Below are 13,422 nucleotides of genomic sequence, written 5' to 3' on the forward strand. Positions count from 1 at the left end.
TGACCAATGACCAATGACCAATGACTTTTAATCAAACTTTACATAGAATCTGGGAAAAATTCCCCAATTTAGATAAAAATAAAAGTTGAGAACTGTTGACAAAACTTAAGATTTTTTAATTTACAGAGGGCTTCTAGATATGGACCTTGATAATCGTGTATTAATTGTTTTAGCACCTGTAGCGATCGCTGCTGGTTGGGCTGCTTTCAATATCGGTGCTGCTGCTATCAGACAAATACAAAACTTTTTGAGCAAAGAAGCGTAATTTAGGGAACAGGGAACAGGGAACAGGGAACAGGGAAGAAATTACCAATTACCAATTAATTACCAATTACCGATTCTCATGAACGTAGATTCCCTGCTTCAACCCTTTCAGCATTTTGGTGTGAATTTGGGATTGTCTCGGATTGTCAACTTACTGGCAACCTTGGGAAATCCCCATCACCAAGTGCCAATTATTCATGTAGCTGGAACTAACGGTAAAGGTTCTGTTTGTGCTTACCTGTCTGCGGTACTTACTGAGGCTGGTTATAAAACCGGACGCTACACATCTCCCCATTTAATAGATTGGACAGAAAGAATCTGTATTAATGAACATCCAATTGATAGTAATAAACTGTGTGAATTAATACTCCAAATTCAAGCAGCTATTAATTCAGATGAAGAATCACCTACTCAATTTGAAGTCATTACCGCTGCGGCTTGGTTATATTTTGCCCAGCAAAAAGTTGATATTGCCGTGATAGAAGTAGGATTAGGGGGGCGTTTAGATGCTACCAATGTCTGTAATAAGCCTTTAGTTACAGTTATTACTTCTATTAGTCGAGAACATTGGCAACAACTTGGACCAACTGTAGCCCATATTGCCAGAGAAAAAGCCGGAATTATCAAACCAGGATGTCCGGTGGTGGTGGGTTCATTACCAGCAGATGCTCAAGAAGTCGTGCGATCGCGTATTCTAGAGTTAGAATGCCCAATTTTTACCCCACAACCATCTGATCAAATTAATCAAAACTGGGCAGAATATCAAAAAATATCAAGTCCAGAAACAATAAAATATCCTTTACCATTACAAGGACAAATTCAATTACATAACTCAGCTTTAGCTTTAGCTGCTTTGGAAATATTGCAAACACAAAATTGGCAAATTTCTGAGAAAGCTATGATTAATGGTATGGCTAAAACCAAGTGGCCAGGCAGAATGCAATGGACAACATGGAAAAGCCATAAACTCCTCATTGACGGCGCACACAACCCAGCCTCAGCCACAGTTTTACGTGATTATGTAGATACTCTCAATATCAAAAATATAACTTGGGTAATGGGAATGCTGGCAACTAAAGATCATGGTGAGATTTTTCAGGAACTTCTCAAAGCAGGAGATAAATTATATTTAGTTCCAGTACCTGATAGCAATTCAGCAGATTTAACAGCATTAACTAAGTTGGCAACATCAATTTGTCCAGATTTGAAATTTTGTCATATATATCAAGATGTATTTTCAGCTTTAGAGACTGCTTTTAGTGCTACAGATAATCAAGTTGTTTTATGTGGTTCTTTGTATTTAATTGGTAATTTTTTAGCATCTTTGTCTGATAGCGAAGCGTGGCGTTAGCCATATCAGGATACCCAGGATTTGAGGATTTATAGGATAGACAAAAAGATACAAAATCAAACCATAAATTTAAAAATCACATCCTGTACATCCTATAATCGATGGTTATCCTGATATGGCTAACGCCATACTTCGCTATCAGACAAAATAAATCATCCTGAAAATCCTGATTTGTGACAAATATACTAAACACGGGTGAGATTTAAACTTTTGCCAAATGACAAAGAACCCAGATGTGTAGTAGGGGTAAGGCAAAAGCTGATATGTGTCAACTTAAGCTCAAATCCCTACCACATCTCGTTCCTAGTCTCTGACTAGGAATGAGACGAATGAGACGACTTGTAACCGTTCACAGGGGGTGAGAATTTATTAAAAAACCTGAAAGCTTTGTCTGTTGGGTTTTTCAGGCAACTTGACATATTAACGAATGGTTCTTAAATTGGCTAGAAAACGATTAGCAAACCGATATAGAGATTTTGCGAATTTCAAATGACCCAAAAAAATCAAATCTATAACGTTTTTCATGCTGTTTTCGTGGAATCTCATATAGAGTGTTTTTTGTACCCCCCGTGAACGGTTACGACGACTTGAGGTTTTTCGTAATTTTGTAAAAGTCCATGTCTGAACCGTGTTTAGTATACCTAATCCCCCATGATCAATTACCGATTATCCCACTGCTGGGCGGCATCTTCCACAGCTTTATCTACTGTTTTTTGTCCTAACATTGCCGCTTGTAAATTTTCGTAAATTGATTTTTGCAAAAGTTTAGAATCTTTGAGTTTGGGGGTTAATACCTCCGCTTGTTTTAATTGTGCCGCACTAATTACCCGCCCCTTTTCCGCCGATGTAGCATTAGCAGGAACTTCCTGGAAATAAGTATCAGACAATGCCTTAACGGTAGAAGGTAAAACATTAGCAGCTTTAGCAAAGGCTAATTGGTTTTCATCATTTGTAACAAATAAAGCAAACTTAACAGCCTGATCAGGATATTTACTATCACGAGGAATAACTATATTCATCACGGCAACATTTTTCTTACCCGTATCACCCGTAATTTGTGGCGCAATTGCCGAAGCTTGGGCAACCTTGGGAGCATTATTGGCAATAGTTTTCAGAAATTCAGGACCAGAAGCTAAAAAAGCTGTTTCTCCAGATTGGTATAAATCTATAGCATGACGATGCCCTTGAGTTAAAGACTCCTTGGGCAACAAACCTTTTTTATACAAATCTACCCAATATTGAAAAGCGGCTTTTCCTTGCGGGGTATTAAAACCGGCTTTACCTTCAGCATTAACTAGGGTGACACCCATTTGTACCAAAGATTCCAGTACCTCACCAGAGTCCTGGGGGACAAAAGTAGCGAATATTGCATACTTACCAGTTTTATCCTTAATTTGTTGTGCTGCTTGCCCTAATTCTGCATAAGTGGCAGGAGGTTTTGTCATACCCCCTTGTTTTAACAAATCGGTGTTATAAATAGTTAGTCGCGTGGTGAGATACCAAGGAATCCCAAAACTCTTACCATTGAGGCTACTTGCTTGCCAGATATTTGGTAAATAGGTAGAACGGACTTGACTAGGAACTTTAGCATCTAAATCTAACCAAGCATTTTTACCTGCTAATTGGGACGCAAAGTCAGGATTAAGGTTCACAACATCTGGTGGCGTTTTTGCTGAGACTGCTGTTAGAATCTTGTTCTCCATCGCTGACCAAGGTATGTCTACCCATTTAACTTTGATACTTGGGTTTTGTGATTCAAATGTCTTAATCAGACCTTGGAAATAGTCGGTAAATTGCGGTTGGAGTTGCATTGTCCAAAACTCAATGGTGGCAACCCCAGCAGCCGCAGGTTTGGGATTATTATTAACATTGCTTGTGCTACAACTAACAATCCAGCTAGTAAATAAGCCTAGTAATGCTAAAGAAAACAGTTGTTTAAATTTTTGCAATCGAATCATCGTAGTAGGTGGTAGTATTTTTAGAATTAATCTAGGTAAAAAGAGGATAGAGAACTTAGGATATATCAATTATGGTAATGGGTAATGGGTAATGGGTAATGGGTAATGGGTAATGGGTAATGGGTAAAAATTTTTGTCTGACAACTGACAACTAAGTAGGTGAACACAATAAAACCAAACTGTGTAAAGAAACGTAAAATCGCCCAAACCCTCTTGCCTCTTGCCTCTTACCTTGCCATAACGACAATTTTCAACGCCAACCTACTTAACCTTAATATTTTTCTTTAGTAATCTAACGGGTAAAACAGTGGTTAAAGCTTTTACTAGTTTCTTTGGTAAATCCAATAGAGGTATTGGGATTGAACTAGCACCGGAACGGGTGAACGTAGTTCAACTACGCAAACAACGCCAAAACTTAAAAATTGAATCTTTGACAACCGTACCAGTGCCAGAGGGTATATTTACTGATGGTCAAATTACTGATTCTCCGGGAATGTCCGAAATTATTCAGCAAGCGATCGCCCAAAGCAAAATCAAAGCTACACGGGTGGCTACTTGTATTCCAGGAAGAGATGCGATCGTTCGCTTAATTCCCGTCCCCTCGGAATTAGATGACCAAGAATTGCGAGAAATGGTACTTAACCATGAAGCCTGCTTATATTTGCCCTATGACCGCCAAGAAGCTGATGTTGATTATCAAAAACTTGGGTACTTTATAGACGAAGACGGCATCGAGAAAGTACAGGTATTATTAGTGGCGACTCGTAAAGATGTCACTCAAACCTATTTGAATACCTTTGAACAGGCAGGATTAACCGTTGATATCTTAGAAATTAACAGCTTTGCCCTCATTCGCACCATCCGTGATCAACTGCGGCTATTTGGTCCAGAAGAAGCAGCCGTATTAGTTGATATTGAATTTGACAGTACAGAAATTGCCATCATTATCAATGGTGTGCCACAATTCTCTCGAACAGTGCCAATAGGAACTTATCAACTACAAGCAGCACTGTCAAGAGCCGCGAACCTACCCACATCACGGGATATGGATATATTAGAGAGCATGACTATTCCCACAACCTCAGCAGATTCAGTCAATACTGGGGTAACAGGTAGTAATCCTGGAATGGCTTCTATGTTGAGAATTTTGGGAGAATTAGCCGATGAACTGCGCCGTTCCATTGATTTTTACCTCAATCAAAGTGAAAATTTAGAAGTCGCACAGATTCTTTTAGCAGGTCCTGGGGGAGGATTACCACAAATTGACGAGTTTTTTACTCAAAGATTGAGTTTACCAACTACCCAAATAGATCCAATTACTTCTTTGTCCTTGGAGGTAGATGCTGAAAAATATCCTTTAATTAAACGTCCTGGGTTGGGTATTATCCTGGGTTTAGGAATGCGAGGGGTGTAATAAAATGTACAGTTTAGATATTAACTTTCTTAAAGATCGCCCAGAATATCAAAAGCAAATAGCAACGAAAGTTGAGAAGTCACCTATTCAACTAGGGAATTTAATCCCAGTTTATATAGGAGTGGGAGTAGGTTTAGTATTCCCAGCTTTAATATTTATTGGTTTATCCATCCTGGAAGGGAAAACCGCTGAAGTCACCCAAGAAATCGCCAAGTTAGAGGAGGAAGGTAAGAGCTTAGATAGTAAAATAGCCAACATTAGCAAAATCAAAGCAGAATCAGCCGGCATTCGTACCCAAAATAAAGCCTTAGTAACAGTGTTTGATCAAATACGTCCTTGGTCAGCAATGTTACAGGATTTGCGCGATCGCATTCCTAACAAAGTGCAAATCGAAACCATTAAGCAAATTGCCCCCCCTCTCCCTGGTAAAGATGCCGTAGCTGCTACCACCCCCAACAACACCAACACCGCTGGATTCTTAGAAATTTCTGGTTTTGCTATTTCCTATCCCTTAGTTAACGATTTTGCCCTAAGTCTAGGACAATCTAAGTTTTTTAATAAAGAAGAAACCAGAATCATCACAGCAGAATTAATAGATGCACCAGCCATAACAGGATTTCTGCCCCTAAAAACTGATAAATCTGATCTAAAAATTAAACCCATTCAAGTAGTTAAATACACTATTAAAACAGGTTTAAGCAATGTGCCAGCATCTGATTTAATTCAAGAATTAGAGAAAAAAGGTACAGTCGGACTAGTAGATAGACTTCGCAATATCAAAAAAGTAGGAGTCATTGCCCAATGACATTCAGTGATGATTTAAATTTCCCCAATCAAGGTACAGAGATTCAAAATTCTGGTCCTGTTGTTTTTGGTGTCACCTTAACACCAACTATTATTGGTGGTTTAGTCGGCTTCTTAGGTGTAGCGGGTGCAGGTTATATGCTATTTAACATTGCCCTTCCCGTTTGGGATACCTATCAACAACTGCAAACCAAACAAGATCAACTACAAACAGAAGTTAATCAAAAGAAAACCCAAGCTCAACAAATTGCTAAAATAGAAGCCGATTTAACCGAAGCCAAACAACAACAAAAACAAATTCTAGCTTTATTTGCAGATGAAAAAAGTTTGGATACTCTATTATTAGATACCAGTCGGTTAATAGATTCCAGTAATAGTAAAGCTTTTGGTAATGCCATTAGAGCCAAACTAAAAAGATTTGTCCCGACCTCTGAAAAACCTGTTCTCGTAGAAGATGGCAGTTTTGGGGTAGAAGTTAACAATAAACTCAAACGCAGCATTATCACTGTGGACATGGAAGGGGATTTTGAACAAACTCAATCAATCATGCGAAACATTGAGCGATTACAGCCTTTATTGTTAGTTAAAAACTATGACTCTAGATTATCTACACCAGAAATGTCAGAGGATAAAGACAACCCTGTGCAAATTGGTATCGGTAAACTAACAACAACTTTTGCCCTAGAAGCTTTAATGCCACTAACTCCCGAAGAAATAACCGATTTAGCCGCTAAAACAGCAGCAACACCGAAAAAATAATCAAACTTGAGGCAAGAGGCAAGAGGTAAGAGGCAAAAGGCAAAAGGCAAGAGGCAAAATGAAATATTCTCCCTATTCCCTATTCCCTATTCCCTGTTCCCTGTTCCCTATTCCCTGTTCCCTATTCCCTGTTCCCTGTTCCCTGTTCCCTGTTCCCTGTTCCCTATTCCCTGTTCCCTGCTATACGTGACAATTTAGACTTTTATTTTATGTGAGGAATGAACTGTGAAACAGTTTCATAATAGTGTTTTCGTATCAAGTGCAGCGGCTTGTGTACTCTTAGCCGCCCAACCAGTCCTGGCACAATTAACACAAATTACTGATGTCAAACTCAATCCCATTGAGGGCGGAATCAGTGTTATTTTAAAAACTGCTGCCGGCAATCGTCCCCAAGTATTTACAACTAAAAAAGATAAATCCTTAATTGCAGATGTAATTAATGCCCAACTGCGTCTACCCAAAGGTGATAACTTCCGTCAAGAAAACCCCGCACCGGGAATCAAGATTATTGAAGTTAAACAATTAGATGCTAATAGCATTCGGGTGATAGTCACAGGTGTTGATGATGCACCCAGCAATCAGCCCGTCATGCGAAAAGATAATAATCTTACCCTTGGCTTTACCACCACCACAAATTCAACAGCATCAACCGCCACTAAGCCTACAGAAAAAGTATCAGCAGCCCCAGCTACCACACCTGAATCTAAACCCGAACCCGGTAAACGTCCAGATGTCCTAGTCCCTAATCCCCAAGTCACCATTGACGGTAAAATTGCCCAATCCGCAGGACCCAATCAACCTTATAACCAAGCGCCTCCTTTCTTACCCAGAGCCGTTGCTCCACCAGTAGGAGATATTACTCAATCGAATATTGATACATCACCCACAGTAATTGATTTAGGTACTCAAGAACGAGTTCCCCGGTTGGTATTACGTGATGCACCCGTGAGAGAGGTTTTATCACTGTTGGCGCGGGCGGCTAATTTAAACGTAGTTTATATCGGTGGTGAAGCAGAAAAAGCACAGGGTGCGGATGCAACAAAGACTTCTCAAACAATTTCTCTGGATATAGAAAACGAACCTGTGCAAGATGTCTTTAACTATGTACTGCGTTTGAGTGCTTTAGAAGCTAATCGCACGGGACGGACAATTTTTGTCGGGACTAAATTACCTAACTCCACCCGTGATACTGTCATGCGGAGTTTACGACTGAATCAGGTAACAGTGGGAGTTGCTTTAAACTTCTTGGTGGCTTTGGGTGCAGAAAGTGCTGTCAGCCGAGAAAGATTGGTTACGAGTGTCAATGCTGTAACTGTTGGGACTGGAGTGGCTCCCATTACCCAAACTCAAACAACCACAGAAACAAAAGTCGAAACTCAACGGATTACTTATCAAGATTCAACACCTTTACTGAGAGGATTGCAAGCTTCAGGAGATGAGCGCACCAATTCTGTGACATTGATTGGTAATCCTAAGATGGTGGAGATGGCAGTATCTCAATTAGTACAGCTTGATGTCCGTCGTCGCCAAGTAGTGGTAAATGTCAAAATTATTGATGTCAACCTTTTAGGTATTCAAGACTCTAACTCTAGTTTTTCTTTTGGTCTTGGTAATAGCTACTTTACCAGTGATGGTGGTGCAGCAACTTTCAATTTTGGTGGTTCTCGACCAGCTACAGGCAGTGAAGTTGCAAGTAGTGTTACCGAAACACCTATTACAACTAATCCACTTAGCAGTGCTAACATTTTTCTGGACAAAAGAGATTCCAGTACAGGTAATCCTACAGCAGGTGCAAGCTCTAATCCAGAAGTAACAGGTGTTAAAGCAATTACTCCTACTGAAATCACATACGAACTACCAAAATTATACCAGTTCCCTAAAAAGTTTCTGGCTAGTTTGACAGCACAAGTTACAAGTGGCAATGCCAAGATTTTGACAGACCCCACCCTAATTGTTCAAGAGGGACAGAACGCAACAGTCGCTTTAACGTCAGAAGTATACGGGGGAATTAAAATAACTAATCTACTAAGAGAACCTATCATCAAGAACGCAGGGCTAACCTTGACAGTGAAAGTAGAAAGAATAGATGATAATGGTTTTGTTTCTTTGTCTGTTGCCCCTACTGTGTCTTCTCTGGCTGGGACAACAAGTAGTCCTGATGGTGATATTACCCTGTTAGCTTCAAGAAGTCTGGCATCTGGTCAACTTCGCTTGCGAGACGGTCAAACACTGATTCTTTCAGGTATTATTCAAGATTCAGACCGGACAACTGTTTCTAAACTGCCTATCTTGGGTGATATTCCTCTACTAGGTTCGCTGTTTAGAAAGTCCAATAGAACTAATGAACGCAGAGAGGTAATTGTCTTACTCACACCTCAAATTATGGATGACTCTGAGCGTTCTAGCTATGGTTATAATTACACACCCAGTCCCCAGGTACGGCAAATCTTAGAACGTCGGGGGTTGAAGGTTCAGCCTTAGTTAGTTCCGCTTGGTGATTTTTGTCTGGATACCCGATTTATGGGAGAAGTAAATAAGCTATCCCTGTTGACTAGGGCAGGCAGGATGCCCACCCCACAAGATTAAAATATTAATTGTGGGGTGGGCTTCTAGCCTGCCCATCTTATATTTAATTGTCTAAAAAAGTTAATTTCAATTACTAATTAACTCCACAGCGTCTCGTCCATCACTATCTTGCAGATAAACTTTGACAATTTCTTCCTTCGCTGTGGGTAATTTTTTACCAACAAAATCTGGATGAATTGGTAACTCCCGATGACCTCTATCTACTAATACAGCTAAACGAATTACCTCTGGTCTACCATATTCATTCACGGCATTTAAAGCAGCACGAATAGTTCTGCCTTTAAAAATGACATCATCTACAAGTACCACGGTTTTACCTGTCAAATCAAAGGGAATATCGGTTTTTTCTGGAGTTCTCAAGCCGATTTTATCAAGATCATCACGATAAAATGTAATATCTAAAGAGCCTACAGAAACGTTGACATCTTCGAGGATTTCTATTTGACGAGCTAATGAATAAGCTAATGGTACTCCTCTAGTGTGAATACCCAGAAGTAACAACTGAGATAAATCTCGTGTTCTTTCTATAATCTGAGAAGCCATTCGAGTTAATGTCCGACGCAGTTCTTCTGATGAGAGAATTTCAACTACTTTAGTAGACATAAGATTGGTAATTGGTGATAGGTGATAGGTGATAGGTAATTGGTAATTGGTAATTGGTGATTTCTTGTTTCTCGTTCCCATACTCTGTATGGGAATGAATTCCAGAAGGCTCTGCCTTCAATAACAGCAGAGGCAGAGCTTTCTCCTGACCATAAGTAGTCAGACAGAATTAATTACACAATGTCATTGGGAATGGAACGAAGTGAAATGAAGCAATCGCCAGGGTTGTGATTGCTTCCCTTCGCTCGCAATGACTGTAAATATTTTTGTCCAATTACTTACTCTGTGTGGGAATGAATAAGTAGTGAGACAGAATTAATTACATAATGTCATTGCGTTAGCGCAGCGTGGCGTTAGCCATATGGAACGAAGTGAAATCAAGCAATCGCCAGGGTTGTGATTGCTTCCCTTCGCTCGCAATGACTGTAAATATTTTTGTCCAATTACTTACTAGAAGGCTCTGCCTTTAATAATAGTAGAGGCAGAGCCTCTGTGATAGCATTCCCAGTCAGAGACTGGGAACGAGATAAGGAGATAACTAAGGTATTAAAAATATTGCTAGTCCTAACCATAGTAAAAACGCATATCGGGTTAGTTGTAAAGCTTGATCAATAGAATCTGGCGTAATGGGATAAATAGGATCTCCTAAAAGTGGTTTCTCTTTAGCTATTCCACGATACCAATTTATGCCTCCCATTTGCACACCTAAAACCGCAGCATAAGCGCATTCACTCCAACCAGAATTGGGACTGGGATCTTTGATGGCATCCCGGCGACAAATTCGCCAAACTTTTACAGGTTGCAAGGATAATAATGATAAGGTTATCACTGTTAACCGACAAGGCAACCAAGTTAAACCGTCTTCCCACCGCGCACTAAACCAACCAAGATAAGTATAAGGTGCTTCCTTGTAACCGACCATTGAATCTAAAGTGCTACTGGCTTTATATGCTAAAGCCAAAGGGACAGCACCAATAATGGGGATGAATGCACCAATAATAGTATAAAAAAGAGGAGCCATTACGCCATCGGTAGCATTTTCGGTGACGGTTTCCAAAACTGCTCTGAGAATTTCTGCTGCGGAAAGATTGGCTGTATCTCTCCCGACGTAATTACTTAAAACCTGTCGCGCTGGTTCTAATTCTCCATTTTTTAAAGGTTGCAGAACTTCCATTGCTGCATTTCGTAAACTTTTGAAAGCAAAACAACTAGCTATAAGAATACTTTCTACGGCAATTCCTAAAAATGGATGTACCCATTTGGCGACTTGAACTATTATCCAACCCACTAAACCACTACCGATTATCACAATTATCCCTAAGAAAATTCCGGCGAGACGTTGAGAAAGAGGATTTTGACAATATTGGAGGGCGAGGTTACTCAAGCGAGAAATTACCCATCCCATGACTCGTACGGGATGAGGCCAACCCCAAGGATCTCCTATTAAGTAATCTAACAAGGCAGCGAAAACCAAAACAGCAGATGTCATTTATTCTTTTTCCTAACTCCTACAGCAAATTGTCATTAAACCCGAAACAAGAACCCCCCCTCCCCGCAAGTGATGAGGGGGCTAAGATGTACCTCTCATAAGATTGGAAATCACTGTAATTGCTGACTCTGGACAACTACGGGGGGTTGCCCCTACTAAACTACAAAATTGGCTTCTTCTCCTTGAGATGCTTGCCAACTACGGGCATCATAATAAAGGTCTGCGAGGGTAATATTGTACAAGGCTTCTTTTAGCTTTTGGTTGAGTCTGTTCCAGAGGCTGGATGTTACCCAATCTGCTGTTTGAGTAGGTGTGGGATTATTTAAGGGTAAGTTAGTAATATTTTCACCAACTGCTTCTAAAATTTGACCAATAGATATAAGTGCCGGTTTTTTGGCTAGTTTGTATCCACCGTCGCTACCACGAATTGATGTAACTAATCCTGCTCGACGCATTTCGATGAGTAGTTTTTCTAGATAGGGAGCAGGAATATTTTGACGTTTGGCGATCGCTCTGACAGATTCAGGTCCATATTTTGGACGTAAACTCAAATCTAGCAATGCTTTCACACTATAGTGTCCTCTTGTCGTTAGTTTCATATAGCAGTTATCATGAATTTTATTTTCCCAATCTCTCTTTCCTCATCCCTACCTGATTTGATAATTTGGCAAATCAAATAACAATACTACATAAGACTCCCATTTGATGCTTGAAAAAATTCATTACACATCTAAGAGCTATTTTCTCCTGTTCCCCCTTCCCTGCCTACATCAATAAATTGATATCTTCTTGACTATTGCTATATCTATAGTAGCTATCAACATCATCGTAATTATATTTCCTATAATTTTTTAACAAAATTGATAATAGTGCAACAATTTTGGCTATGAGTGTAATATACTTGGCTAGGCTGATCCCAAAATTAAAGGATTATGTTCCTATTAGTTCAATGTCGGCTAAAATAAAATCCACTTGACAACTTCAAACATTCATTTTCGACCTAAGTTGATGCCTAAACAGAAAAAAATTGAACCCCTCGTCGGCGAAGAACTGCTCAAAAAAGTTAAAGAGCTAGAAGCCATCAGCAAAGACGACAAAGCTAAACAGTGTGGCTACTATACCATTACCAAAAATGGTATAGAGCGCGTCAATATGATGAAATTCTTGAATGCCCTAATTGATGCGGAGGGTATTCAGTTGGATAGTTCACCTAGTGCTAATGGACGTGGTGGACGCAGTGCCAGCTATAGAATTAGTGTCCAACAAAATGGCAATTTATTAATCGGTGCAGCTTACACAAAACAGATGAATCTTCAGCCTGGGGATGAGTTTGTCATTACTTTAGGGAAAAAACATATTCGACTGCGGCAAGTAGATTTGGAATCCAGAGAAGATGCCGAAGTAGAAGCTACAGCTTAATGAATATTCATTAGTTAGTTGTAGGTTGTCAGTTGTCAGTGGTTGCGTTTTAACCCTGACTGCTGAATAACTGACTGATTACCAAAATTAACATACTAGGCAATAGGTAATAGTGATAAATCCTGATTCCTATGCCTTGCAAAAAATTTGTATAGCTAACGTCACGCTATCAGCCAACCCCGCATAAAAAAGGCTGCTGAATTCAGCAACCCCAATATTGAGCAACATTGTGTTTTTAATCAATAGATGCCAATTTAACCGTTTGTAAAGATTTTGTCGTATCTACAATTTTTTTATTAATTTCCGACTTAATCGGATTACTACTACTAGAATTTATCTCTGGAGATAAGTTGTCTTGTCTCTCATCATAGCTAGGTTCATGGATGATCAGGCGATCGCACGGAATTGTATCTGATATAATCGCACTTGCCATCATCCCAGTATGAACTTCCATTTGTCCTTCTGGAGGCACTTCAAACACCAGCCTTTGTCCAGGGAAGACAACCCTTTCAAAGTACCAGTTAGGAATATTGGAGATACGCGCCACCTGGATTTTACTCGTGGCATTGACGTAGCAGCAGAGAATTTTCCCCGAATGCTCCGGTGGTAGAGGATCTAATATCTGAGCCATAACTGCTGAAGAGCTTATTTGCTCCACAATTTTACATTACATCAGTAAAGCTAACACCCGATGATCCCCGGTTACTGTAACCGCGACTACCAACTGCGAGTTTCTGCATTATTTCTATCTAAAGATATATAGAGATTATAAAAT

General features: G+C 39.8%; 12 protein-coding genes. 7 read left to right on the forward strand and 5 right to left on the reverse strand.

Annotation, left to right across the window (positions count from 1 at the left end; genetic code table 11):
- Window positions 1-139: 139 nt before the first annotated feature.
- A complete protein-coding gene (locus IQ228_RS09750) occupies window positions 140-265 on the forward strand; it encodes a photosystem II protein Y (protein ID WP_053539329.1) in 126 nt (41 codons plus the stop codon).
- A gap of 78 nt (window positions 266-343) precedes the next feature.
- Window positions 344-1,615, forward strand: coding sequence for a folylpolyglutamate synthase/dihydrofolate synthase family protein (locus tag IQ228_RS09755; RefSeq protein ID WP_193962762.1), 1,272 nt, complete (start codon window positions 344-346; stop codon window positions 1,613-1,615).
- Window positions 1,616-2,274: 659 nt separating this feature from the next.
- On the opposite strand, the gene IQ228_RS09760 is transcribed toward IQ228_RS09755, so the two are convergent.
- Window positions 2,275-3,573: a sugar ABC transporter substrate-binding protein gene (locus IQ228_RS09760; protein WP_193962763.1), complete on the reverse strand. Its 1,299-nt coding sequence runs from the start codon at window positions 3,571-3,573 to the stop codon at window positions 2,275-2,277.
- Between the two features lie 307 nt (window positions 3,574-3,880).
- Here IQ228_RS09760 and pilM point away from each other — a divergent pair, with 307 nt between their 5' ends.
- From pilM to IQ228_RS09780, 4 genes are all read left to right on the forward strand, one after another.
- Window positions 3,881-4,987, forward strand: coding sequence for a type IV pilus biogenesis protein PilM (pilM, locus tag IQ228_RS09765; protein ID WP_193962764.1), 1,107 nt, complete (start codon window positions 3,881-3,883; stop codon window positions 4,985-4,987).
- A gap of 4 nt (window positions 4,988-4,991) precedes the next feature.
- Complete coding sequence (locus IQ228_RS09770; RefSeq protein ID WP_193962765.1) at window positions 4,992-5,792, forward strand: PilN domain-containing protein; 801 nt, start codon at window positions 4,992-4,994, stop codon at window positions 5,790-5,792.
- Window positions 5,789-6,550: a pilus assembly protein PilO gene (locus IQ228_RS09775; protein ID WP_190383493.1), complete on the forward strand. Its 762-nt coding sequence runs from the start codon at window positions 5,789-5,791 to the stop codon at window positions 6,548-6,550. Before IQ228_RS09770 ends, IQ228_RS09775 begins: the two co-directional genes overlap by 4 nt.
- A 225-nt stretch (window positions 6,551-6,775) precedes the next feature.
- Complete coding sequence (locus tag IQ228_RS09780) at window positions 6,776-9,031, forward strand: type IV pilus secretin family protein (protein WP_193962766.1); 2,256 nt, start codon at window positions 6,776-6,778, stop codon at window positions 9,029-9,031.
- A 171-nt stretch (window positions 9,032-9,202) separates the two neighbouring features.
- On the opposite strand, the gene pyrR is transcribed toward IQ228_RS09780, so the two are convergent.
- The 3 genes from pyrR to IQ228_RS09795 form a co-directional block, all read right to left on the reverse strand.
- Entirely contained in the window at window positions 9,203-9,739 is a 537-nt protein-coding gene (gene pyrR, locus IQ228_RS09785; protein ID WP_039200174.1) for a bifunctional pyr operon transcriptional regulator/uracil phosphoribosyltransferase PyrR, read from the reverse strand.
- Between the two features lie 538 nt (window positions 9,740-10,277).
- Window positions 10,278-11,228 (reverse strand): adenosylcobinamide-phosphate synthase CbiB, encoded by a 951-nt coding sequence (gene cbiB / locus IQ228_RS09790; RefSeq protein ID WP_027403915.1) that lies wholly within the window; start codon window positions 11,226-11,228, stop codon window positions 10,278-10,280.
- A gap of 155 nt (window positions 11,229-11,383) precedes the next feature.
- Complete coding sequence (locus IQ228_RS09795; RefSeq protein WP_027403916.1) at window positions 11,384-11,827, reverse strand: RrF2 family transcriptional regulator; 444 nt, start codon at window positions 11,825-11,827, stop codon at window positions 11,384-11,386.
- A 409-nt stretch (window positions 11,828-12,236) separates the two neighbouring features.
- On the opposite strand from IQ228_RS09795, the gene IQ228_RS09800 reads away from it, so the two are divergent.
- The gene (locus IQ228_RS09800) at window positions 12,237-12,647 is read left to right on the forward strand and encodes an AbrB family transcriptional regulator (RefSeq protein WP_027403917.1); all 411 of its coding nucleotides are present in this window, start codon (window positions 12,237-12,239) and stop codon (window positions 12,645-12,647) included.
- A 235-nt stretch (window positions 12,648-12,882) separates the two neighbouring features.
- On the opposite strand, the gene IQ228_RS09805 is transcribed toward IQ228_RS09800, so the two are convergent.
- Entirely contained in the window at window positions 12,883-13,278 is a 396-nt protein-coding gene (locus IQ228_RS09805; RefSeq protein ID WP_027403918.1) for a DUF1830 domain-containing protein, read from the reverse strand.
- Between the last annotated feature and the right edge of the window lie 144 nt (window positions 13,279-13,422).

Origin of the sequence: Dolichospermum sp. LEGE 00246 (genome assembly GCF_015207865.1) — a bacterium.
In the GTDB taxonomy this organism is placed as follows: Bacteria; Cyanobacteriota; Cyanobacteriia; order Cyanobacteriales; family Nostocaceae; genus Dolichospermum; species Dolichospermum heterosporum.